The sequence below is a fragment of the Haliea sp. E1-2-M8 genome (assembly GCF_030649675.1).
GTDB lineage: Bacteria > Pseudomonadota > Gammaproteobacteria > Pseudomonadales > Halieaceae > Haliea.
The window spans coordinates 113,094-136,278 of record NZ_JAUTDR010000001.1 but is presented as its reverse complement, the minus strand read 5'-3'; the positions used below and the strand labels follow the sequence as shown (position 1 = coordinate 136,278).

Below are 23,185 nucleotides of genomic sequence, written 5' to 3'. Positions count from 1 at the left end.
GAACTAAGCTTCATAAGAAAATAGCCTTTTATAACAATAGGTTAAAATATTCTTTCAACGCGGCGCAATGCGGCCCAAATGCCGGGAAACGGCCAGCCATGCCCCTGTAAGTCCGAGCAGGCCCCCGAGCACGACAAGGTTGAGACTGCCCATAAGCCCCAGCCCACCCAGCTCGAAACTACTCTGGTACAGCTCTGCCAGCCGCGCCACGGGTTCGCCGAGGAACCACAGGGCCGCAGCCACCAGCAGGGCGGCAAAAAAACCGCCCCCAACCCCGTACCAGAGGCCGGTGTAAAGGAAGGGCCTGCGGACAAAGCCGTTGCTGCCGCCCACCAGCTTGACCACCACGATTTCCTCGCGCCGGCTCTCAATGGCGAGGCGGATAGTGTTGCCCAGAATCAGCACAACCCCGGCCACCAGCACCGCGGCCAGGGCCAGCACGATACGCCGGCTGAGCTCCATAAGGGTATTGAGACGTTCCAGCCAGGCCATGTCCAGCACCGCCTCTGCTACCCGGGGATCGGCGGCCAGCTCTTGATGCAGCGCCGTCACTGGTCCGGCCTCCGGGGCAGGTGTCACCAGCAACAGGTCTGGCAGCGGGTTACTGTCCAGGCTGTCGAGTACATCCGCGAATCCGGACAGCTGGCTGAATTCCTGCAGCGCCGCTTCCCGGGAGACAAACACCACCGCTGCGATATCCGGCCTTTCCTGCAGCTCCCTTTGGAGTTCCCGGGATTGCTCCGCGCTGGCGGTTGCGGTCAGGAACAGGGACAGCTGGGCGGGGCTGTCCCACTTGTCACTGAGCTGACGGGCATTGTCCAGAGCGACGTCCAGGGCCGCGGGCAATGCCAGGGCAATGCCGATTACCAACCAGGTGAGCAGGCTGGACACCGGGTTGTCCAGAACCCGCGCCAGGCTGTCGGCGGCCGACAGACGGTGGTGGTTCAGCCAGCCGTTGAAGCGATGGCGCAAGCGCGCGCGACTGGTGCTGGCGCCTTCCCGCCGCGCCTTGCTGTCGGCGGCACTCATGCGCGGTTACTCACCAGACGCCCGTCGCGCAGGGTCAGGATACGGTGGCGCAGACGGGAAATCAGGGCCAGATCGTGGCTGGCGATCAGCACGGTAACGCCCACCTGGTTGAAGGCTTCAAACAGTTGCATGATCTCCGCCGACAGGGCGGGATCGAGATTGCCGGTAGGCTCATCGGCGAGCAAAATCCGGGGCCGCGCCACCACCGCCCGGGCAATGCCCACCCGCTGCTGCTCACCACCGGAGAGAGTGATGGGCAGAGCCCGCTCTTTCGCCAGCAAGCCGACCTTGTCCAGGGCCGCCCGCACCCGGCGCCCGACCTCCCGCTGCTCGTAGCCGGCGATTACCAGCGGCAGCGCGACGTTGTGGTAGACGGACCGGTCAAACAGAAGCTGGTGGTTCTGGAACACGACGCCGATGTTGCGACGGTGCCCGGGAACACCCCGGGCGCGAATCTTGGCGAGGTTCTGGCCGTCGACAATCAGCTGGCCGCGGCTGGGGCGCTCTATCAACATGATCAGGCGCAGCAGCGTGCTTTTGCCTGCGCCGGAGTGGCCGGTAAGGAATACCAGTTCGTCCTGGCGGATGTCGACGCTGATTTCACTCAGGGCCTCGTGACCCTCCGCGTAGCGTTTGCTGACACGGTCAAAAGTGATCATTGCTCGGGATCGGCACCCGCAAACAAGGCTTCGATAAAGGGCTCGGCCGCGAACGGCCGGAGGTCATCGGCGGTTTCACCGACACCGATAAAGCGGATGGGCAGTCCGAGCTTGCGGGCAATGGCGAAAATGATCCCGCCCTTGGCGGTGCCATCCAGCTTGGTCAGGGTCAGACCGGTAACCCCCACCACCTGCTGGAACTGGGCTGCCTGGGTCAGGGCGTTCTGGCCGGTACCGGCATCCAGCACCAGCATCACTTCATGCGGGGCTTCCGGATCCAGTTTGGCCATTACCCGAACCACCTTGCGCAGCTCCTCCATCAGGTGATCCTTGTTGTGCAGGCGACCGGCGGTGTCCGCGATCAGCACGTCGACCTTGCGCGCCTGGGCAGCCTGCAGGGCATCGTAGATCACCGAGGCGCTGTCTGCTCCCGAGTGCTGGGCTATGACCGGCACATTGTGGCGCTGGCCCCACACCTGCAGCTGCTCGACCGCCGCGGCGCGAAAAGTGTCACCCGCCGCGAGCATGACCGAGCGGCCCTCGGCCTGGTAGCGGCGCGCCAGCTTGCCGATGGTGGTGGTCTTGCCGACGCCGTTGACGCCAACCATCAGAATCACAAAGGGCGTTTTGCCGGCCACTTCCAGCGGCTGCTCACAGGGCCGCAACACCTCCAGCAACTCCTCCTGCAGGGCCCGCTGCAGGGCTTCCGGACTGGTCAGCTCCTTGCGCGACACCCGCCGGGTAAGGCGGCCGACAATCTCCACCGTGGCGTCGACACCGACATCCGCCAGCAACAGCCGCGACTCCAGCTCCTCCAGCAGCTCGGCGTCAATTTCCTTGCGACCGAGGAACAGCGTACCCATGCCCTGCACCAGGGTATCGCTGGTGCGCCCGAGACCGCGTCGCAGGCGGGCGAAAAACCCGGCCTCTGCGGCGGCGACGGGGCGGGCGGCGGGCTCGGTTACAGAGGGTGCGGTTTCGCCGGGGGGTTCCGGAACCATCGCATCCGCTGCGGGTACCGGCGTGGATACTGGTACATCAGGTGTTGTGGAATCGTCAACCGACCCGTCGGAGATCGGTTCTGCGGCACCATTGTCGGCGTCGCCGTCGACAGATGTGTCAGGCGGCCCGGGGACCTTTTTGTTGCGTTTGAAAAACTTCATGAGTCTCGTGGTAGAGTTTGCCGAAGGACATCTGCGGGATGACGTATCCTATCACTCTTGGGCGGAGCGGCGAAATGACGGGGAGGAGCAGGCGGCGACCACAGGACCCGCCCGCGGCGGCCGGCCTGCTGCGCATCATCGGCGGCCGCTGGCGCGGGCGCAAGCTGCGCTTCACCGGCGCTGAAGGCCTGCGCCCCACGCCGGACCGGGTGCGGGAGACCCTGTTCAACTGGCTCGCAGCGGATATCCGCGAAGCCCGCTGCCTGGACCTGTTCAGCGGGTCCGGCGCACTGGGTATAGAAGCATTGTCGCGCGGCGCCGCGCACTGCGATTTCGTTGACAACAACCCGGCCAGCATCGCGCAGATCCGGCGCCACCTGCAGGATCTGGCGGCGGAAACCCTGGGCAGCTGCCACCTCGCTGGCGCCGGCGATTTTCTGGCCCGAGCCGACAATCCCTGGGATATCGTCTTTATCGACCCGCCTTTCGGCCGCGCGCTGGTGGCCCCCGCCTGCGAGGTGCTTGAGGCCCGGGGACTGCTGGCGGCAAGTGCCTGCGTTTATATTGAAACAGGCGCCGGGGACGTGGTGCCGGAACCGCCGGGATCCTGGCACCTGCACCGGGACAAGACCGCAGGCGCAGTCAGCTACCGCCTGTATCGGAACCGAACAGGGGCCGCGCAGCATTTGCACGAGGATCAGTGAGTGTTTACCATCCGCCGCTTGTTTCCTGACGCCGGACGGCACAATGCGTACACACACGGTTATCTACCCGGGCAGCTTCGACCCGATCACCAACGGCCACGTCGATCTGACAGAAAGGGCGGCGCGGCTTTTCGGCAGGGTAGTGGTCGCCGTTGCCCACAGCGAGAAAAAAACCCCGCTGTTCTCGCTGGAACAGCGGGTAGAGCTGTGCCAGGTGGCGCTGCAGCATCTGGATAACGTCGAGGTGGTCGGCTTCAGCAACCTGCTGATCGAGTTCGCGAAGAGCCAGAATTCACGCTGCGTCCTGCGTGGGCTGCGCGCGGTGGCGGACTTCGAGTACGAGTTTCAGTTGGCCAACATGAACCGGGCGATGGATCCGGAATTTGAAAGCGTATTCCTGACGCCCTCGGAACACCTGTCTTATATTTCCTCCTCCCTGGTCAGGGAGATCGCGGCGCTGCGGGGCGACATCACGCCCTTCGTGCCCGAGCCGGTGGCCAAGGCACTGCAGGCCAGGTTCAGCTAGTCGGCGGACTGCGCGTCGGCGGACTGCGCGTCGGCGGACTGCGCGTCGGCGGACTGCCTGCGGTTGCGCTCTATATCCTTGTTGGTGTAACCGGTTTCCAGGCAACCCAGGCAGCGCAGGAAAGTCGATTCCGCGGGCCCAACCATCAGAGTCTCGGCAGCCTCCCCGGCGTGCCCCGCCATCAGGGTAAAAGGCAGGCTGACAATCCAGGCGGCGGTGCCCCCTACCGTCATGACTACGCCGATGGGGCGCGCCAACAGCAGGTCGCCAACCATGGCGCCGGCCGAGGGGCTTTCATCGACCGCGCTCTGGGCCCACAGCGGTGACGCCGTTGCCAGGGAAGCCATGAGTGCAACGGATGCGAGACGACGGTTTGTGCGGCTTGTTTTCATTTTCCACTCCCGGAAAGAACCCTACCCCAGACAACACTGCCTGCAGTTTAGCCTGTTCAGCGCTGACAGGCCACGCAATAGACGGTCGCCCGCTGCCCCAACCGGCACTCGCGCAGGAGCCTCTGGCAACGCTTGCAGGGCTGCCCGCCACGGCCGTAAACGTACAGCTGCTGGGCGAAGTAGCCCGGCTTGCCGTCACCGCCGACAAAGTCTCGCAACGTAGTTCCACCCTGACTTATAGCCGAAGTCAGCACTTGCTTCACATGCTCGGCAAGACGCTCGTAGCGGGCCAGGCCGATACGCCCCGCCGGGCGCTCCGGGCGAATGCCCGCCAGGAACAGGGCCTCATTGGCGTAAATATTACCAACACCCACCACGATGCGGCCATCCATCAGGAAGGGCTTGACCGCCGATCGACGCCCGCGGGAGCGCCGATAGAGCAGCTCGCCGCTGAAATCGGCTGACAGCGGCTCGGGGCCCAGCCCCTCCAGCAGCGGATGCGAGGTAGCAGGCTCCAGCCACAGCATGCAGCCAAATCGACGTGGATCGTTGAACCGCAGGCGATCGCCGCTGGCGAGCAGGATCTCAACGTGGTCGTGGCGCAGCAGGGGACTCTGGTCACGGATCACCCGCAGGGAACCCGACATACCGAGATGCACCAGCAGGCTGCCGGCGACAGTGCGGAACAGGAGGTACTTGGCCCGCCGCTCCACCGCCTCGATGAGCTGCCCCTGCAGACGCTGGGCCAGGTCGGGCGGCACCGGCCAGCGCAGCCGCGGCTCTCGGACCTGCACCGCAACCACCCGCTGGCCGCAGCTCCAGGGCTCCACGCCGCGGCGGGTTGTCTCGACCTCGGGCAGCTCAGGCATCAGCTCAGAACATAAAAAACCCCGACCTGGGCCGGGGTTTTACGCGTAGCAACTACGGCGCTCAATTACTTGATCTTGCCTTCCTTGTACATGACATGCTTGCGCACAACCGGATCGTACTTTTTCATTTCCAGCTTGTCCGGAGTGGTTCGCTTGTTCTTGTCAGTGGTATAGAAGTGGCCTGTACCGGCTGACGAAATCATTCTGATCTTGTCTCTCATGATATTTCTCCTTCAGCTCTGGCTGCTCAGACCTTGAGGCCATTGGCGCGAATGTCGCTCAGCACCTGGTCGATGCCCTTCTTGTCGATGATGCGCATGCCTTTGCTGGAAACCCGCAGGGACACAAAGCGCTTCTCGGACTCAACCCAGAACCGGTGCTGGTGCAGATTGGGCAAAAACCGACGACGGGTGCGGTTTTTCGCGTGTGATACGTTGTTACCAGTGACCGGACGCTTGCCGGTGACCTGACATACTCTTGCCATGTTCGCCTCTCCCATTACCACGGGAATTAATAAGTTGGTGTGGCCAAACGGGTCTGAAATGGTACCCCGGCCGCGCGGAGCGCGACTTTATACCAGAAGGCACCCCGCTGCGCAAGCAAAAGCGGGGCTTACAACAGGCCGCTCTCAGCGAAGGAATAGCTCTGGCCACGGCCGATAATCACGTGATCCAGCACCCGGATGTCGAGCAATCCAAGGGCGGACTGCAAGCGCTCGGTGATGCGGCGGTCAGCATGGCTGGGCTCCGCCACCCCGGAGGGATGATTGTGTGCCAGAATCACCGCAGCTGCGTGGTATTGCAGGGCGCGGACCGCCACCTCCCTGGGATATACCGCAGCGCCGTCAAGCGTGCCGTAGAAGAGGTCCTCACAGCGTAAAATACGGTGCTGGTTGTCCAGGAACAGGCAGGTGAACACTTCCCGCTGCTGGCCGCCAAGGTGGTGCTGCAGGAACCTTCGGGTCTCCCGCGGGCTGCACAGGGCACTGCCGGCCCTGGCTTCTTCCAGCGCGTGCCGCCGGGCCAGCTCCAGCGCCGCCGCCAACTGCGCCACCTTGCCCGCACCCATGCCGGGGCTGCCCAGCAGGGTCTCCTGCCCCGCCCCCAGCAGTCCCGACAGACTGCCAAAACGCAGCAGCAGTTCCCGCGCCATATCCAGCGCAGAATGACCACGCCGCCCGGTGCGCAGCATCACCGCCAACACCTCCGCATCGGACAGTGACGCCGCCCCCCGCTGCAATAACTTGTCCCGCGGGCCCTCGCCGGCGCCCCAGTGACTGATCGACATAGGCTTACCCTCCCTGGCAGTGCCCGTGCAGTGTCAAATCGACTGACGTGATGGTATTGTTTCACTCATTCAACCCTATTGTCCCAGTTCGGTGGCCGCAGTGGCACATCTTTTCAATCGCAATGTTGTGCTCGGCGTCAGCGGCGGCATCGCAGCCTACAAGTCCGCGGAACTGGTGCGCCAGTTACAGGAGCTGGGGGCCGATGTACGGGTGATCATGACTCGTGGTGCCTGCGAGTTCATCACTCCCCTGACCCTGCAGGCACTCTCGGGCAGGCCGGTCCACACGGAGCTGCTGGATGCCGAAGCCGAGCTGGGCATGGGCCATATCGAACTCGCCCGCTGGGCCGACCTGCTGCTGATTGCCCCGGCGACGGCGGACCTGCTGGCGCGCCTGGCTGCCGGGCGCGCCGACGACCTCCTGACCACTGTTGCCCTGGCGACCGCTGCGCCCAGGTTGCTGGCGCCGGCGATGAACCAGCAGATGTGGCGCGACCCGGCGACCAGCGCCAATGTCGCCGTCCTGGCAGAGCGCGGATTCCACATGGTCGGTCCCGCAGATGGCGAGCAGGCCTGCGGCGACGTCGGCCCGGGCCGGATGGAACAACCGGCCGCCATTGCCGCGGCCGCGGCTGGCCTGTTCAGCAGCGGCCTGCTTGCGGGCAAGCGCGTGGTGATCACGGCGGGGCCCACCCGGGAAGCACTGGATCCCGTCCGCTACCTCTCCAACCACAGCTCGGGCAAGATGGGCTTCGCCCTCGCGCAGGCCGCAGTAGATGCCGGCGCTCAGACCACCCTGGTGAGCGGGCCGGTAGAGCTGCCGACACCGGATCATGTGCGCAGGCTAAACGTGCAGAGCGCACAGGACATGCTGCGCGAATGCCTTGCCCTGACACCGGCCTGCGATATCTTTATCGCCTGTGCGGCGGTGGCCGATTACCGCCCGGCTGACGTCGCCGGGCAGAAAATCAAGAAAGGTGACGAGCGAATCACCCTCGAACTGCAGCGCAACCCCGACATTCTCGCCACCATCGCCGCAAGCGCCGCGGCACCATTCACCGTTGGGTTTGCCGCGGAAACCACCGATGTGCTGACCTATGCCCGGGGCAAACTTGAGAACAAGGGCCTCGACATGATTGTCGCCAACGACGTCTCTGACAGCGCCATTGGCTTCAACAGTGAGAACAACGCCGTTACCGTGCTCTGGCGCAACGGCAGCCGGGAACTGGAGCAGGCCAGCAAGGCTGCCATTGCCCGGGAGCTGATGGAACTCATCGCCAAAGAGTTCGGCGCCAGCCGTGACTGACCGGGATCCACACAACAGCCGCGGCGTGGTAGCCGGCAGCAGGACCCTGTTCAAGGTCGCGGCCCTGGCCCTGCTGCTGGCACTGGGTCCGCTGCTGGCCGGCTTTGCCTATCTGGCTTTGCTGCGGGATCCGCAGCTTGAGAGCCGGCACATCCATGCGGTCAGCACCATGGTGGCCAGGCAGCAGGCGGACAGCCTTTCCTCGCTGCTGCAGAACTTGAGCCTGCGGCTGCAGCAGGCAGGCACCGGGACACCGGGGCAACTGAGGCTGACCGAGGGTACCGACCCCGAGGTGCTGGCTCGGGCGCTGCTGCCCTGGTTTCCCGAATTTTCCGAACTCAGGCTGGTACCGCTGACGGAAATGGGCACCGCCACGCTGGGTGAGGGCCAGTTTGGCCTGCGCAACCATATAGAGGTGGACCTCGTGCGCCGGGCCGCGGCTGGCGAAGGCGGGCGGCCCGAGACCTACCGTGTCGACGGCGAGCTGCTTACCTCCATGGCATCTCTGGCAAACACCTCGGACGCGGGTGACGACAGGACCGTGATCCTCGGTACCTTGCGTGAACAATGGCTGGTCTCGCACTTGCAAGACGGCAACGGTGATCTCGGCGAGATAACACTGCAACAACTCTACCGCAACGACCGCAACGATTTTGTTCGCGTCGGTGAGGCCAGCCCCGAGGGGCGCCCCTTCCAGGCTGTGCAGCCAGTCACTGATACCGCCTGGCAGGTCACCTTCACACCCTCCTCCGCACTGTTGGCTGACTTCACTGTGGAGCGACTGCCGTTGCTGCTGGTGCTGGGCCTGCTGCTGGCCGGTCTCTGCGCCGGACTGCTCACGGTGGTGCTGTGGCTGCCGCGGCTGGTGGGGCAGGATGTTGCGCGCATCATCGACGGTGCCGGCCTGAAAACCAGCCTGCATCTGGACATTCCCCACCTGGTGCCTCTGGGGCAGTACCTGCGCAGACTGCTGGGCGGGCACGCCGCAGCAGTGTCTGCGGACAGCGGCAAGCGGCCGGAATCCCCGGCCGTGCTCACCGGCCATCACCTGACCAACCCCTTGTTCCAGAACGGCAGCATCCTGGACCCAGAGCAGGGCAAAGACGAGGAAGTCCTCGAGCTGGACCTGGAGGAAGACAGCGAGGTACCAGACCCCACGCTGCTCCTGCCGCCGTACATTTTTCGCGCCTATGACATTCGCGGGAATGCAGACAGTGAGCTGGGCGATACAGCCGTTGACCTGATCGGCAGGGCGATCGGCACTCTCGCGGCGGAGAAGAATGAAGACACCCTGGTGGTGGGCTGTGACGGCCGGGAGTCCAGCCCCCGGATCAAGCAGGCGCTGATACAGGCCCTGCTCGGCGCCGGCCGCCAGGTGATCGACATCGGCCTGGTGCCGACACCGCTGCTCTATTACGCCACGCGTAAACTGGACTCCCGCTCCGGGGTCATGGTTACGGGCAGCCACAATCCGGCAGCGGATAACGGCCTCAAGATCGTGCTGAAGAACCACAGTATCGCCGGTGGCCTGGTGCAACGGATTCGGGAGTCGGCCCTGGAGGCAAATTTCTGCGAAGGCCAGGGCACGCTGTCCCATACAGACCTGTTGCCCGCGTATCTGGATGAGGTCGTCCGCGATATCGCCCTGCCGGTGCCGCTGAAACTGGTTATCGATGCCGGCAACGGTGCAACCAGCGAGCTAGCGCCGCGTCTGTTTACCGAGCTGGGCTGCGAGGTGGTGCCCCTGTTCTGCGACATCGATGGCAGCTTTCCCAACCGCTCTCCCGATACCAGCCGGGAGAACAACCTGGCCGCTCTGGTGGAGACCGTTGTGCGCGAGCAGGCCGATCTGGGGATCGCCTTCGATGGCGACGGTGACCGGATCGCAGTGGTAACCGATTCCGGACGGATCCTGCGTACGGATCAGTTGCTGATGCTCTATGTACAGGATGTCGTCTCCCGCAACCCGGGCACCGATGTGGTGTTTGATATCAAGTGCAGCCGCAACCTCGCCCAGCTGGTGGTGACGCACGGCGGCCGGCCGGTACTGTCGAAAACCGGACACGCCTTCATGAAAGAAAAGATGGCAGAGACGGGCGCCCTGCTCGGCGGTGAGTTCTCCGGGCACATTTTCTTTGGCGAGCGCTGGTACGGCTTTGATGACGGCCTCTACGCTGCGGCCAGGCTGGCGGAAATCCTGAGCAACCAGGGCAAGACCCTGGAGCAACTCATGGCCGCATTCCCTGAGACCGCAAACACGCCCGAAATCCTGATTCCCGTGCCGGAGGCCGCCAAATTCGGCCTGATGCAGAAGTTCATCGACGGCGCCAGCTTCCCCGAGGGCAAGGTCAACACCCTGGATGGGCTGCGGGTCGATTTCAACGACGGCTGGGGCCTTATCCGGGCCTCCAATACCTCCCCCGCCCTGACTGCGCGCTTTGAGGCCTCCACACCGGAGCAGCTGCGACTTATCATGGACACTTTTCGGGAGCAGCTCGCTGCCACCGACTCAGGCCTCGAAATCCCCGACTGATTTACCCACCCGGGCTTAAGCCCTGCTCAGGAACTGTTATGTCACTCGATCGCGAATCCGCCATGAATATTGCCAATGTACTGACTGAGGCCCTGCCCTATATCCAGCGTTTTACCGGCAAGACCATTGTGGTCAAGTTCGGTGGCAATGCCATGGTGGACCCCCAGCTGCACGAGAGCTTCGCCCGCGACGTGGTACTGATGAAACTGGTCGGCATGAATCCGGTGGTTGTGCACGGTGGCGGCCCACAGATCGGAGAACTGTTGCAAAAGCTCAACATTCACACCGAATTCGTCAACGGCATGCGGGTGACCGACAGCGAAACCATGGATGTGGTGGAGATGGTGCTCGGCGGCAGCGTGAACAAGGAGATTGTCTCCTCCATCAGCCGGGCCGGTGGCAAGGCGATCGGCGTTACCGGCAAGGACGGCCAGCTGATCCGCGCCCGCAAGCTGCAGGTCAACCGCTACAGCCCGGAGCTGGGCGCTTCTGAAATAGTGGATATCGGCCACGTCGGGGAAGTGGAACAGATCGACACCGAGGTATTGCAAGTCATTCTCGGCAGCCACTTCATTCCGGTAATTGCACCGATCGGCGTCGATCAGGACGGCAACACCTACAATATCAACGCGGATTTGGTAGCCGGCAAAATCGCCGAGGTGATGCGCGCCGAAAAGTTGATGCTGCTGACCAATGTCTCCGGCCTGTTGGACAAGGAAGGCAATATCCTGACCGGGCTCAGCACCCGACAGGTCGATGAATTGATTGCGGACGGCACCATCAGCGGCGGCATGCTGCCGAAGATAAGCTGCGCCCTGGACGCGGTGAAAAGCGGCGTTGCCAGCGCCCACATTGTCGACGGGCGGGTACCCCACTCGGTGCTGCTGGAAATCTTTACCGACATCGGTATTGGCACCCTGATCACCAGCCTCCCGGACTGACTCGGGGAAAAAGCCCCGCTATCGGCCCGAGGCTTATTGCAGGACCGACGGCGAGTCGCTAGCATAATCACACTCTCCGCTGACCGTGAGCGACATGCCGCCGAAAAAATCCCAACGCCGCCAGCAGATTCTGGAAGCACTCGCCCAGATGCTGGAAGCCAGCCCCGGCACGCGCATCACTACCGCAGGTCTGGCACGCCAGGTAGGGGTCTCGGAAGCAGCGCTCTATCGCCACTTCCCCAGCAAGGGCAAAATGTTCGAGGGCCTGATCGAATTCATCGAGGACACCCTCTTCTCCCGCATCAGCATCATCCTCAACGAAGAATCTGGCGCGGCCGCGCGCTGTGAAAAAATGCTGTTGTTGCTGCTGGCCTTCACCGAACGCAATCCGGGTATAACCCGCATCCTTACCGGTGACGCCCTGACGGGTGAAACCGAGCGCCTGCATCAGCGGGTGGCACAGCTCTTTGACCGCTACGAAACCCAACTGAAACAGGTGCTCAGGGAAGCGGAAATGCGGGAGGGTGTGCGGCCGGTGATTCCCCTGGGAGCGGCGGCCAATCTGCTGATGGCGACCGCTGAGGGGCGTATTGCCCAATTCGTGCGCAGCGGCTTCACCCGCTCGCCAACGGCGAACTGGCAGGACCAGTGGGAACTGTTGATGGCCGGTTTTTTTCGCCAGACTGCGACGACCCAGGTGGCAGGGCAGGCCTAAACGGCGCTACCTGGGCGGCCCCACCTGGCCGGCCGCACCTGGGCGGCCCCACCTGGCCGGCCGCACCTAATCATCCTGACGGGCGGCGGCGCGACGCAGCTGGACGATCTCTTCCAATTGTGAAAACCGCTGAATATCCTCGGCGAAACTCTTCTCTACCTCTGCCGCCTCGCACTCGTGCTCGGCAATCTGGCGCTCAATGACGGCAATTTCCCGCTGCAAAGTGGCGATGGTTTTGGGCAGCGTTTCATCCACCTCCCGGCCACGGCGCTCCAGATCCGCGGCCTGGGCCTGGTGGCTCTCAATCTGTGCCCGGAGACCGTGGCGATTGTTGTTGAGAATTGTCAGGCGCACGCGCAGGTCGCGCAAAGATCGGTCGCGGGCAGCTTCGATGTCCGCCACCGAGCTATAGCGCAGCAGCAGGGTCTGGTCCCACTCCCGCAGGCGCTCTTCTTCTGCCCGCGCGGCCGCATCCAGTCGCTGTTGCGCGCTGGCGTCGGCGCGCTCTTCCTCCGAAGGCGTTCGCGGCACCACACGCAGCACCACACCGCGGTCGCTGAGGACCTCGTAGCCGCCGGCGACATATTCGGGAGGCACCCGGTGGTCAACTACCACGTTGCCCTCCGCATTGCGATAGCGGTAGAACTCCTTGCCCTGGGCGTGCGCAAGCGAGGCAACTGCTGCCAGCAAAAGCAGCAAACAGGACAGCAGCAGCGGGCGTACTTCGGTCATCGGACCCAATATAGAACCTGCACTTCGGGCAAACAAGTCACACTCCGTAGCGTTGACGGTAGCTGCGCATGGCTGCAAGCACGTCTGCGTGGTCGTCACCGGCAGCCTCGAGGTAGGCAATGATGTGGTTCATATCTATGATGCTGAGCACTGGAATACCGTGCTCCAGTTCGATTTCCTGGATTGCGGATAGTTCCCCGGCGCCGCGTTCCTGCCGGTTCAGGCCAATAGCGACACCGGCCAGGCTGGCGCCAGCCGCCTGGATCATCGCGATGACCTCGAGGACAGCGGTGCCCGCGGTTATCACATCGTCGATAACCAGCACCCGCCCGCGCAGGGGCGCCCCCACCAGCACCCCACCCTCGCCATGGGTCTTCGCTTCCTTGCGATTGTAGGCGAACGGAACATCGCGCCCGTACTGGTCCGCCAGCGCTATCGCGGTCGCCGCAGCCAGTGGAATACCCTTGTAGGCCGGGCCCAGGAGCACATCGAATTGCAACCCGGCAGCAACAATACGCTGGGCGTAGCAGCGCCCCAGGGAGGCCAGTGCGGCGCCACTGGCAAAGCCACCGGCGTTGAAAAAGTAGGGGCTGATGCGCCCGGATTTCAGGGTAAATTCACCGAATCTAAGCACCTCGTAGCGACGGGCCAGTTCAATGAACTCCTGCTGGTATACATTCATGCGCTAATCCGGTGCAGGGTAAAAAGCTGCGAAATCGGGGGATTGGGGTTATGCTTTCCTGTCGGCGCCGTTATCATGGGCGCCTGTAACCGCGCACCGCAAACAGGTTGCGCTAAATCCAACAAAAACCATGATACACGCTCTCTCTGCAAGGGGCCACGCATGAGGATCATCAGTTTCAGTGCCGACGGCATCCAGCACGCCGCGGGCAATGGTTTCTATGACTGGCTGAGCGAGCAGGATGCCGACTTTGTCTGCATCCAGGATCTGCGCTGCACAGAATATGATTTGCGGGACGATCTCTACTTCCCGCCGGAATACAACGCCTATTTCTTCGACCACATGGACGGCAAGTCCGATGGCGTGGCCATCTACTGCCGGAAGCTGCCCAAGGCCATCATGACCGGGCTGGGCTTCTCGGACTTTGACATGGAAGGCCGCTATATCCAGGCGGACTACGAAAACCTCAGCGTCGGCTGCCTGCTGGCGCCCTACGCGGAACCCGGCAATGCGGAACAGCTGCGGCGCAAGACGGAGTTCTACGGCCTGCTGCAGCACCACCTGCAAAAAGTCCGCAACAAGCGCCGGGAGTTCATCATCTGCGGCAACTGGCATATCGCCCACACCGCGGCCGATGTGCAGGACACCGAGCGCAACAGCACCACCCCCGGCTTTCTCGCTGAAGAGCGGCAGTGGATGGATGAGCTGGTGGAGTCAGGCTATGTGGACGCCTTCCGCGAGATCAACTCCGACAGCGATGAGTTCAGCTGGTGGCCCGACGGTGAGCCCGGCAGCAATGGCTGGCGCACTGATTTCCAGGTTGTGTCGAAGGGGCTGAAGTACGCTGTGGATTATGGGGCGATTTACAAGGCGCGGGTGTTTTCCAGTCACGCGCCGGTAATCATGGATTACGATATCGAAGTTTAGCCTGCCAGGGCCTGCTTCTGCAGGGCGAACAGGTGGCGGATGCCTGATTCCGCCAGATTGAGCATTGCATCCATTTCGGCGCGGTGGAAGGGTTTGCCTTCGGCGGTGCCCTGGATTTCGATGAAGCCGCCGTCTTCGCCCATGACCACGTTCATGTCGGTGTCAGCCTTGGAGTCTTCGCGGTAGTCCAGGTCGAGTACTGGCACGCCCTGGAATATACCTGCCGAGACTGAGGCAACCATCTGCAATAGCGGGTCGGTGGTGATCAGTTTCTTGCGCTGCAGGTGGTTGAGGGCATCGACCAGGGCCACGCAGGCGCCGGTGATGGCCGCGGTGCGGGTGCCGCCGTCGGCCTGGATGACGTCACAGTCCACGGTAATGGTGTATTCGCCCAGCTTTTTCAGGTCCACGGCGGAGCGCAGGGAGCGGCCGATGAGGCGCTGGATTTCCAGCGTCCGCCCGCCCTGCTTGCCGCGGCTGGCCTCGCGGTCCATGCGCGAACCGGTAGAACGCGGCAGCATGCCGTACTCGGCGGTCACCCAGCCGCTGCCGGTACCGCGCAGGAAACGAGGCACACCGGCATCCACCGAAGCCGTGCAAATCACTTTGGTGGCTCCGAATTCAACCAGCACGGAGCCCTCGGCGTGGCAGGTGTAGTCCCGCGTCATGGTAACGTTTCGCAGGTCGGCGGGCGCGCGGCCACTGGGTCTTTGCATGGGTTGGAACTCCGTTGGGATTGGCAGCGCGACAGTATACGCGAGCCGCGCGCAAGCTGCAGGCACGGCGCTGTCCCCGCGCTGTGAGCCGGCTGTGCAAGCTGCTAGACTGGACGCTTCCCTTCACCAGTGAGGCGTCCCCTTGGCAGCCATTTACAGCATGACCGCCTTTGCCCGCGAGACCGCGGAAACTGAGCAGGGGGCGCTCACTGTCGAGATCCGGACGGTTAACCACCGCTATCTGGACTGCAGCTTCAAACTGCCGGACGCCCTGCGCAACCTGGAGATCCGGCTGCGGCAGCAGGCTGCGGCGAAGCTGGCCCGGGGCAAGCTGGAGTGCCTGTTCCGGCTGCAACCGCAGGCGGCCCAGGCGCCGGCGCTGGCCATCAACCACGAGCAGATGATGCGGGTCATCGTGGCGGCAACTACAGTGGCCACGGCACTGTCGCAGGCCCAGCCGATCAACCCGTTGGAAGTCCTGCAATTCCCCGGTGTGTGCAGCGTCGCGGAAGCGGATGAAGAAGCCCTGCAGGCCAGTGCCGCGGCACTGTTCGACGCTGCACTGGAATCGCTGGTCGAGAACCGCGCCCGGGAAGGCGCAAAGCTGGCGGCGATGATCCAGGACCGCCTCGGACAGGTGGAGGTGGAAACCGCGGCCACTCGCGAGCTGCTGCCGGAACTCAAGCAGCAGCAGCGGGCTCGCCTGCTGGCGCGGCTGGCCGAACTGGAGGTGGAGGTGGACAGCGATCGCCTGGAACAGGAACTGGTGTACCTGGCCCAGAAAGCCGATGTGGACGAGGAGCTGGACCGGCTGCATACCCACGTCGAAGAAGTGCGCCGGACCCTGGACCAGGGCGGACCCTGCGGCCGGCGGCTGGATTTCCTGATGCAGGAGCTGAACCGCGAAGCCAATACCCTGTCCTCGAAATCCATCGCCAGCAGTAACACCCACAGCGCGGTTCAGCTCAAGGTGCTGATCGAACAGATGCGGGAACAGATCCAGAATATTGAATAGCCCCGAAAACACACCGCTTGCCCCAGCGCCGGCGTGACTGTGTAAAATGCGAGCCAACCAAACCCGCAAGAGGACAGCCCGAGACCATGAGCGGCACCGGCACCCTGTACACTGTCTCCGCGCCCAGCGGGGCCGGCAAGACCAGCCTGGTCAACGCGCTGATTGCGCGCTGCAACCACCTGCGGGTCTCCGTCTCCCACACCACCCGGCCCCAGCGCCCGGGGGAGCAGGATGGCGTCAACTATCACTTCGTCGACGAGGCCGCATTTTTGAGCATGCTGGAGCGGGCCGCTTTCCTTGAGCACGCCCGGGTCTTCGGCAACCTCTACGGCACCTCCCAGGCCTGGGTGGAGGAGCAGCTTGCCGCCGGCACCGACGTGATTCTGGAAATCGACTGGCAGGGAGCCGAGCAGGTCAAGCGCCTGCTGCCCGCCACCCGCGCCATCTTCATCCTGCCGCCCTCGCGCCAGGCCCTGGAGCAGCGGCTCACCGGCCGCGGCCAGGATGACCCGGCCATCATCGCCGCTCGCATGGCGCAGGCGGTGGAGGAGATGTCGCACTATATCCAGTCCGACTTCCTGGTGGTCAACAACGACTTCGAACAGGCCCTGGCCGAGCTGGCAGCCATCGTGGTCTGCCAGCGGCTGCAGACCACGCGGCAACAGGAGGTGCTGACCGACCTGCTGCTGAACCTGCTCGATTGCTGACTCCGGTGCGGCATTATTCACATCGCCCGGCGACCCTTCGGTGCTGTACCTTATTCAGGCCAATACAGGTATACTTACCGGTTCGTTCACCTCCACAGGACTGATACACAGATGGCACGCGTAACCGTTGAAGATTGTCTGGAAAACGTTGATAACCGTTTTGAACTGGTCATGGTCGCCAGCAAGCGCGCCCGTCAGATCGCGACCGGCGGCAAGGATCCGCTGGTGGACGAAGAGTCAGACAAGCCCACCGTCATTGCCCTGCGCGAAATCGCCGAGGGCCTGGTCACGGCGTCAATCCTCACCCGTGAAGAAGAAATGGACGCGGAAGACGAGTTCGCCGAAGTCATGGCGGCATCCCACGAGTCGTTCTGATGTCTCCCGGGCATCCTTGCTAGTCAGCTAATATTACTGCCATGCAAACCATCGATGCCCTTGATTCCACCCTGCGCAGTTATCTGAACGCCGATCAGGCCCGGCAGGTCCGTCGCGCCTACTATTTCGCCGAACAGGCGCATTTCGGCCAGATCCGTCGCAGCGGCGAGCCCTATGTCACGCACCCCCTCGCCGTCGCCGGCATCCTCGCCGACATGCACATGGACCACCAGAGCCTGATGGCGGCCATGCTGCACGACGTCATCGAGGACACCGGCATCGACAAGGACTCCATCGGCGGCCAGTTCGGGCCGGCGGTGGCGGAACTGGTCGACGGGGTCAGCAAGCTGACCCAGATGGAATTCAGCTCGCTGGCGGAAAAACAGGCAGAGAACTTCCAGAAAATGGCCCTGGCCATGGCCCGGGACATCCGCGTGATCCTGGTGAAACTGGCCGACCGCCTGCACAACATGCGCACCCTGGGAGTCCTGCCCCAGGACAAGGCCCGCCGCATTGCCCGCGAAACCCTGGAAATCTACGCTCCCATCGCCATGCGCCTGGGGATGAACGCCGCGCGTATCGAGTTCGAGGATCTCGGCTTCAACGCCCTGTACCCGATGCGCGCCACCCGCATAGCCGCGGCGATGCGGGCCGGCAGCGGCAATCGCAAGGAGCTGGTCGACAAGATTCGCCACCAGATTGAGTCCACCCTCGAGCACGAAGGGCACGACGTGGAGGTGATCGGCCGCGAGAAGCACCTCTACAGCATCTACAGCAAGATGAAGTCGAAGAAGAAATCCTTCGCCGAGATCATGGACATCTATGCCTTCCGCATCATCGTCGACTCGGTGGACACGTGCTACCGGGTGCTGGGTTCCGTGCACAGCCTGTACAAGCCCGTGCCCGGGGAGTTCAGCGACTATATTGCGATCCCCAAGGCCAATGGCTACCAGTCCCTGCACACGGTGCTGATGGGAATGCATGGCGTGCCCATCGAGATCCAGATCCGCACCCGGGAAATGGAGGAAATGGCGAACAACGGTATCGCGGCCCACTGGCTCTACAAGAGCGACGGCCAGTCGGCCAACGGCAGCCATGCCCGGGCCCGGGAGTGGGTACAGGGATTGCTGGAGATGCAGCAGCGGGCGGGCAACTCGCTGGAGTTCATCGAAAGCGTCAAGATTGACCTGTTTCCGGATGAGATTTACGTATTCACGCCCAAGGGCCGGATCCTGGAGCTGCCGCGCGGCGCCACGGCGGTGGATTTCGCCTATGCGGTGCACACGGACGTCGGCAACAGCTGCGTGGCCTGCCGCATCAACCGGCGCCTCGCGCCCCTGTCCGAGCCCCTGCAGAGCGGCCAGACCGTCGAGATTCTCACCGCGCCCGGCGCACGTCCCAACCCGTCCTGGTTCAACTACGCGGTGACCGCCAAGGCGCGGACCAACATCCGCCACTTTCTCAAGCACCAGACCCGGGAAGACTCGGTCGCCCTGGGCCGGCGCCTGCTGGACAAGGCCCTGCAGGCCTTCGACACCGGCGTGGAACAGCTCCCCGCCAGCCAGTTGCAGGACTACCTGAAACGGCACGAGTACGCCGAACTTGACGATCTGCTGGAGGACATCGCCCGCGGCAACCGCCTGCCGCCAATTACCGCCCAGCAGATCCTCGGCGAACTGGCGGCCGGCCTGCTGGAACCGGCCGAGCAAAAACCACAGCCGATGGCCATACGCGGCACAGAAGGCTTCATGGTCACCTATGCGCGCTGCTGCCACCCGATTCCGGGCGACCCGATCGAGGGCTACCTGAGTTCGGAAAAAGGCGTGGTCGTGCACCGCGAGCGCTGCAAGAACCTGGCGGAAATGCGCGAGAATCGCGAGCGCCTGGTGGCCCTGCGCTGGGATGAACAGGTACAGGGTGAATACCTTACCGAACTGCGCATTGAGGTGGAAAACCGCCGCGGCATGATCGCGGTGCTCGCCACCCGGATCAACAGCATGGGCGTGAACATCGAGAAAATCTCCACCGAGGACAAGGACTACCAATTCACCTTCGTCGACCTGGCCATGCAGGTCAACAACCGGATTCACCTCGCCCGGATCATGAAGCGCCTGCGCACGATCAACTCCGTGCGCCGGGTATCGCGACTCAAGAATGAGGCGCCTGCGAGGCGCCCGAAACAGGGAACAGCCAAATGACCAACCGCGCCATTATCTCCAGCCCCGATGCCCCCGCGGCAATCGGACCCTATTCCCAGGCCGTCAAAGTGGGCAACACGGTGTGGCTGTCGGGCCAGATTCCGCTGGTGCCGGGCACCATGGAACTGGTCACCGGGGATATCCGCGGTCAGGCGCGGCAGGTATTCAGCAACCTGACCGCGGTGGCGGAAGCCGCCGGCGGTACGCTGAACAGCGCGGTGAAGATCAACATCTCCCTGACTGACATGGGCGACTTCACCGCCGTCAACGAAGTCATGGCGGAATTCCTGCAAGCGCCCTTCCCGGCACGAGCCTGCGTCCAGGTCGCCGGCCTGCCCAAGGGTGTCGCTATCGAGGTCGAGGCCATCCTCGCCCTCTGAGACCCGGGGCTGCAGCAGCGTTGGATCGCGCAGGGACTGCGCTCCTACAATACCTGCAGGAGCCCGCTGGCCCAGGCCACTCTCTCTGTCCGCTGCGCGGCCATTCACCTTGTCTGCGGGCGATCACGCAACACCGCGGCATAGCCGCTGCGGTAATCCGGATACCGGAGGACATAACCGGATGTCTGTAACGCTCGGTTGCGGCAACGCTTGTGGTCCGCGCCGCGCAGGCCGCTGCCGCGTAGGCCGCCGCCGCGCAGGCCACCAGCGCGCATGTCGGTGGCCCGCCGGGTCCGCCACCCGGTGAATCCCAGCTCCCGCGCCAGCCACAGTTCCACCTCGAACTGTGGGGCGGGTTCATTGTCCACCGCGATCATGGTCCGCGCCGGGGCAACACCCCGATCCCATTGCTGCAGCAGCCAGGCCAGCAGCCCGCCCACGTCGTCCCGGTGAATCCGGTTGCTGTAGCGCAACGGCGTCTGGGAACATAGCTCGCCGCCGGCGATCCGGTGCAGCAGGTAGCCCTCCGGGTCGCCATAGATGCCGGCACAGCGCAGCACACAGGCCGGATGCCCCGATGCCAGTAGCTGCCGCTCGGCGTCGATGATCGCCAGGGCCGCGGGATCCGAGGTCGCCAGGGGACTGCCGTCCTCCACCCAGCCGCCCTCCGACTCGGCATAGACGCGGGTGCTGGACACCATGATGATTCCCGCCGGCCGGTGTTCACCCAGGCCCGTCAGGACATTGTGCATGGCCCGGCTGAACCCCGCGCGGTATCCCTCCTCGCCGCTGCCAGACGGTTTCAGGGTCAGGATGAGATAATCCGGCGCCAGCGCTTCCAGCATGGATAGCTGCGCGTCGGTCGCTGCGTAATCCGCTGCGATCCCGGCAAAGCCCTGGGGCAGGTGCCGGGTATTGCGCCGCAGACCGGTCAGCGTCCAGCCGGCTTCCTGCAAAATGGCGCCGGCGCGGGCGCCAAGGTCGCCACAGCCAACAATCAGCACGCTTTTGTTCTTCATCTGCCCTTCCCTGACTGGTTACACTGTGCGGCTTTGACCCAATGAGCCCGCCGCCGTGATCACAGTGTACTGCACCGGTGCCCGCATCCCATCCTTCGGAGCCGTCGACCTTGGCCGTGCTTGAAACCCTGCCGGTAACCGCCCTGCGCGGGGTCGGGCCCCGGCTCGCCCAACAGCTCGCGGACTATGGCGTTACCCAGGTAGAGGACCTGCTGTTCCACTTGCCCCTGCGCTATCAGGATCGCACCCGGGTCACGCCGATCGCTGCGTTGCAGGAAGGTGGCGAGGTGTCGGTGGAGGGCGAAGTGCGGCTCGCTGACATCGTGTTCGGGCGCCGCCGCAGCCTGGTGGCTCGGATCCAGGACGGCACCGGCACCCTGACCCTGCGCTTCTTCCACTTCACCGCAGCACAAAAGCACAGTTTGCAGCCCGGTGCCCGGGTGCGCTGTTTTGGCCAGGTGCGACGCGGCGCCAGTGGCTATGAGATTTTTCACCCGGAGTATCGGGTGGTGACCGGGGATCAGGAGGGGGGGGGCATCGCCCGCGGACAAGGTGAATGGCCGCGCAGCGGACAGAGAAAGTGGCCTGGGCCAGCGGGCTCCCACATTGAGGGGATCGCTCGCGGAGCGAGCTCCCACAAGGAGGGAATCCACAAGCAGGGGGAGGAGACGCTGACGCCGGTGTATCCAACGACCAACGGCATAGGGCAGGCCCAGTGGCGCAAGCTTTGCGCTCAGGCACTGCAACGGCTGGAGCAGGCGCAGCCGCGGGATCTTTTGCCCGCGGGCAGCGGTCTGCGCTTCACCCTGGTGGAGGCACTGCGCTACCTGCATGCACCGCCCCCGGATGCACCCCTGAACCAGCTGCTGACCGGGACCCACCCGGCCCAACTGCGCCTGGCGCTGGAGGAGCTGGTCGCGCACAACCTGTCCCTGCTGCGGCTGCGGGAGAAGCAGCAGGAGCGAGCCGCGCCCGCCCTGCAATCGCGGCGGGCAGGGCCACTGCAGCAGGCCCTGCTGACCGGGCTGCCCTTCGACCCCACCGCTGCCCAGTTGCGGGTGATGCAGGAAATCGGCCGCGACCTCGCCAGGCCATTACCCATGCTGCGCCTGGTCCAGGGGGATGTCGGCTCGGGCAAAACCCTGGTCGCTGCCCACGCCGCCCTGCAGGCCATTGCCAACGGCTACCAGGTCGCGCTGATGGCACCCACCGAAATCCTCGCCGAGCAGCACCGGCTGAACTTTGCCGGCTGGTTTGAGCCCCTGGGTATCGGCCTGGAATGGCTCAGCGGCCGGGTGAAAGGCAGGGCGCGCAAGGCGGCGACCGACAGAATCGCCTCCGGTGAAGCGGCCATGGTGATCGGTACCCACGCCCTGTTCCAGGAGGATGTGGGTTTCCACCGTCTGGGCCTGGTCATGGTCGACGAACAGCACAAATTCGGGGTTCACCAGCGTCTGGCCCTGAGCGAAAAGGCCGGCATCGACGGGCGCCCGCACCAGTTGGTGCTGACTGCCACCCCCATCCCCCGCACCCTGTCCATGGTCGCCTACGCCGACCTCGACTGTTCGGTCATTGATGAGCTGCCGCCGGGTCGCCAGCCGGTGACCACCCTGCTGGTGGACAGCCAGCGCCGGGAACAGGTAATTGCCCGGGTGGCCAGCGCCTGTAGCGAGGGCCGCCAGGCCTACTGGGTATGCACCCTGATCGAGGAGAGCGATGCGTTGCAGGCCCAGGCGGCGGAGGCCACCGCGGAGCTGTTACAGGAAGCTCTGCCGGAGCTGACAATCGGCCTGGTGCACGGGCGCATGAAGCCCGCGGACAAGGCCGCGGTCATGGCTGCATTCAAGGCGGGCACGGTGGCACTGCTGGTGGCGACCACCGTGATCGAAGTGGGCGTGGACGTGCCCAATGCCAGCCTGATGATTATCGAGAACCCGGAACGGCTGGGTCTGGCGCAGTTGCACCAGTTGCGCGGCCGGGTCGGGCGCGGGGGCGGCGCCAGTCACTGTGTGCTGCTGTACCAGTCCCCGCTGTCGCGCGGCGGCAAGCAGCGGCTGGTGGCGATGCGCGAGAGCAACGACGGCTTCTACATTGCCGAGCGGGATCTGGAGCTGCGCGGGCCGGGAGAGGTACTGGGCACCCGCCAGACCGGGCTAATGGCCTTCCGCATTGCCGAGCTGCCGACCCACAATCATCTGCTGGACCAGGTACAGGCCATCGCCGGCAACCTGCAAAGGGAAGATCCGGCGGTGGTAGACGAGCTGATCCAGCGCTGGACCGGCAGCAAAGCGCGCTTTGCCGAGGTCTGAA

The 23,185-nt window shown here is 64.1% G+C and carries 25 protein-coding genes; 13 read left to right on the top strand and 12 right to left on the bottom strand.

The annotated features are described in order from the left end of the window. Positions 1–54: 54 nt before the first annotated feature. From ftsX to ftsY, 3 genes are read right to left on the bottom strand one after another with little or no spacing between them, the layout of a single operon-like run. Complete coding sequence (ftsX, locus tag Q6D67_RS00610) at positions 55–1,029, bottom strand: permease-like cell division protein FtsX (RefSeq protein WP_304703573.1); 975 nt, start codon at positions 1,027–1,029, stop codon at positions 55–57. Next, complete coding sequence (ftsE, locus tag Q6D67_RS00605; protein ID WP_304703572.1) at positions 1,026–1,688, bottom strand: cell division ATP-binding protein FtsE; 663 nt, start codon at positions 1,686–1,688, stop codon at positions 1,026–1,028. Before ftsE ends, ftsX begins: the two co-directional genes overlap by 4 nt. Beyond that, a complete protein-coding gene (gene ftsY / locus Q6D67_RS00600; protein WP_304703571.1) occupies positions 1,685–2,851 on the bottom strand; it encodes a signal recognition particle-docking protein FtsY in 1,167 nt (388 codons plus the stop codon). The genes ftsE and ftsY overlap by 4 nt, the downstream gene beginning before the upstream one ends. A 74-nt stretch (positions 2,852–2,925) precedes the next feature. Here ftsY and rsmD point away from each other — a divergent pair, with 74 nt between their 5' ends. Both rsmD and coaD read left to right on the top strand, forming a co-directional pair. Further along, the gene (gene rsmD / locus Q6D67_RS00595) at positions 2,926–3,555 is read left to right on the top strand and encodes a 16S rRNA (guanine(966)-N(2))-methyltransferase RsmD (protein ID WP_304703570.1); all 630 of its coding nucleotides are present in this window, start codon (positions 2,926–2,928) and stop codon (positions 3,553–3,555) included. Between the two features lie 43 nt (positions 3,556–3,598). Beyond that, complete coding sequence (gene coaD, locus Q6D67_RS00590; RefSeq protein ID WP_304703569.1) at positions 3,599–4,081, top strand: pantetheine-phosphate adenylyltransferase; 483 nt, start codon at positions 3,599–3,601, stop codon at positions 4,079–4,081. Here coaD and Q6D67_RS00585 read toward each other — a convergent pair. The 5 genes from Q6D67_RS00585 to radC form a co-directional block, all read right to left on the bottom strand. After that, on the bottom strand, positions 4,078–4,473 hold the full coding sequence (locus Q6D67_RS00585) for a hypothetical protein (protein ID WP_304703568.1): 396 nt from the start codon (positions 4,471–4,473) through the stop codon (positions 4,078–4,080). The genes coaD and Q6D67_RS00585 overlap by 4 nt on opposite strands. A 56-nt stretch (positions 4,474–4,529) precedes the next feature. After that, positions 4,530–5,342 (bottom strand): bifunctional DNA-formamidopyrimidine glycosylase/DNA-(apurinic or apyrimidinic site) lyase, encoded by an 813-nt coding sequence (mutM, locus tag Q6D67_RS00580; RefSeq protein ID WP_304703567.1) that lies wholly within the window; start codon positions 5,340–5,342, stop codon positions 4,530–4,532. A gap of 65 nt (positions 5,343–5,407) precedes the next feature. Next, positions 5,408–5,563, bottom strand: coding sequence for a 50S ribosomal protein L33 (gene rpmG, locus Q6D67_RS00575; RefSeq protein ID WP_027950179.1), 156 nt, complete (start codon positions 5,561–5,563; stop codon positions 5,408–5,410). A 26-nt stretch (positions 5,564–5,589) separates the two neighbouring features. Then, positions 5,590–5,826, bottom strand: coding sequence for a 50S ribosomal protein L28 (gene rpmB / locus Q6D67_RS00570; RefSeq protein ID WP_304703566.1), 237 nt, complete (start codon positions 5,824–5,826; stop codon positions 5,590–5,592). Between the two features lie 128 nt (positions 5,827–5,954). Then, on the bottom strand, positions 5,955–6,629 hold the full coding sequence (radC, locus tag Q6D67_RS00565; protein WP_304703565.1) for a DNA repair protein RadC: 675 nt from the start codon (positions 6,627–6,629) through the stop codon (positions 5,955–5,957). 100 nt (positions 6,630–6,729) lie between these two features. On the opposite strand from radC, the gene coaBC reads away from it, so the two are divergent. The 4 genes from coaBC to slmA all read left to right on the top strand — a co-directional run bounded on the left by coaBC (position 6,730) and on the right by slmA (position 12,124). After that, positions 6,730–7,935, top strand: a complete 1,206-nt coding sequence (gene coaBC / locus Q6D67_RS00560; protein WP_304703564.1) for a bifunctional phosphopantothenoylcysteine decarboxylase/phosphopantothenate--cysteine ligase CoaBC — start codon at positions 6,730–6,732, stop codon at positions 7,933–7,935. Beyond that, the gene (locus Q6D67_RS00555) at positions 7,928–10,468 is read left to right on the top strand and encodes a phosphomannomutase/phosphoglucomutase (RefSeq protein ID WP_304703563.1); all 2,541 of its coding nucleotides are present in this window, start codon (positions 7,928–7,930) and stop codon (positions 10,466–10,468) included. Before coaBC ends, Q6D67_RS00555 begins: the two co-directional genes overlap by 8 nt. Before the next feature lie 38 nt (positions 10,469–10,506). Further along, positions 10,507–11,409: an acetylglutamate kinase gene (gene argB, locus Q6D67_RS00550; RefSeq protein ID WP_304703562.1), complete on the top strand. Its 903-nt coding sequence runs from the start codon at positions 10,507–10,509 to the stop codon at positions 11,407–11,409. A 94-nt stretch (positions 11,410–11,503) separates the two neighbouring features. After that, complete coding sequence (gene slmA / locus Q6D67_RS00545; RefSeq protein ID WP_304703561.1) at positions 11,504–12,124, top strand: nucleoid occlusion factor SlmA; 621 nt, start codon at positions 11,504–11,506, stop codon at positions 12,122–12,124. 66 nt (positions 12,125–12,190) lie between these two features. Here the strand turns inward: slmA and Q6D67_RS00540 are convergent, their stop codons facing one another. Then, a complete protein-coding gene (locus Q6D67_RS00540) occupies positions 12,191–12,856 on the bottom strand; it encodes a hypothetical protein (protein ID WP_304703560.1) in 666 nt (221 codons plus the stop codon). 37 nt (positions 12,857–12,893) lie between these two features. Beyond that, positions 12,894–13,538 carry an orotate phosphoribosyltransferase gene (pyrE, locus tag Q6D67_RS00535; protein WP_304703559.1) on the bottom strand — a complete coding sequence of 215 codons (645 nt, stop codon included), beginning with the start codon at positions 13,536–13,538 and terminating at the stop codon, positions 12,894–12,896. Between the two features lie 162 nt (positions 13,539–13,700). Here pyrE and Q6D67_RS00530 point away from each other — a divergent pair, with 162 nt between their 5' ends. After that, positions 13,701–14,465, top strand: a complete 765-nt coding sequence (locus Q6D67_RS00530; protein ID WP_304703558.1) for an exodeoxyribonuclease III — start codon at positions 13,701–13,703, stop codon at positions 14,463–14,465. Here Q6D67_RS00530 and rph read toward each other — a convergent pair. Further along, the gene (gene rph, locus Q6D67_RS00525) at positions 14,462–15,181 is read right to left on the bottom strand and encodes a ribonuclease PH (protein WP_304703557.1); all 720 of its coding nucleotides are present in this window, start codon (positions 15,179–15,181) and stop codon (positions 14,462–14,464) included. The genes Q6D67_RS00530 and rph overlap by 4 nt on opposite strands. A gap of 142 nt (positions 15,182–15,323) precedes the next feature. On the opposite strand from rph, the gene Q6D67_RS00520 reads away from it, so the two are divergent. The 5 genes from Q6D67_RS00520 to Q6D67_RS00500 all read left to right on the top strand — a co-directional run bounded on the left by Q6D67_RS00520 (position 15,324) and on the right by Q6D67_RS00500 (position 19,856). Continuing rightward, the gene (locus tag Q6D67_RS00520; RefSeq protein ID WP_304703556.1) at positions 15,324–16,196 is read left to right on the top strand and encodes a YicC/YloC family endoribonuclease; all 873 of its coding nucleotides are present in this window, start codon (positions 15,324–15,326) and stop codon (positions 16,194–16,196) included. An 86-nt stretch (positions 16,197–16,282) separates the two neighbouring features. After that, positions 16,283–16,903 (top strand): guanylate kinase, encoded by a 621-nt coding sequence (gene gmk / locus Q6D67_RS00515; protein ID WP_304703555.1) that lies wholly within the window; start codon positions 16,283–16,285, stop codon positions 16,901–16,903. 111 nt (positions 16,904–17,014) lie between these two features. Further along, on the top strand, positions 17,015–17,278 hold the full coding sequence (gene rpoZ / locus Q6D67_RS00510) for a DNA-directed RNA polymerase subunit omega (protein ID WP_304703554.1): 264 nt from the start codon (positions 17,015–17,017) through the stop codon (positions 17,276–17,278). A gap of 41 nt (positions 17,279–17,319) precedes the next feature. Further along, complete coding sequence (spoT, locus tag Q6D67_RS00505; protein ID WP_304703553.1) at positions 17,320–19,476, top strand: bifunctional GTP diphosphokinase/guanosine-3',5'-bis pyrophosphate 3'-pyrophosphohydrolase; 2,157 nt, start codon at positions 17,320–17,322, stop codon at positions 19,474–19,476. Next, positions 19,473–19,856, top strand: coding sequence for a RidA family protein (locus tag Q6D67_RS00500; RefSeq protein WP_304703552.1), 384 nt, complete (start codon positions 19,473–19,475; stop codon positions 19,854–19,856). Before spoT ends, Q6D67_RS00500 begins: the two co-directional genes overlap by 4 nt. Before the next feature lie 104 nt (positions 19,857–19,960). Here the strand turns inward: Q6D67_RS00500 and Q6D67_RS00495 are convergent, their stop codons facing one another. Further along, on the bottom strand, positions 19,961–20,875 hold the full coding sequence (locus Q6D67_RS00495) for an epimerase (RefSeq protein WP_304703551.1): 915 nt from the start codon (positions 20,873–20,875) through the stop codon (positions 19,961–19,963). 110 nt (positions 20,876–20,985) lie between these two features. Between Q6D67_RS00495 and recG the strand changes: the two genes are divergently transcribed. Next, the gene (gene recG, locus Q6D67_RS00490) at positions 20,986–23,184 is read left to right on the top strand and encodes an ATP-dependent DNA helicase RecG (RefSeq protein WP_304703550.1); all 2,199 of its coding nucleotides are present in this window, start codon (positions 20,986–20,988) and stop codon (positions 23,182–23,184) included. Position 23,185: the final 1 nt, after the last annotated feature.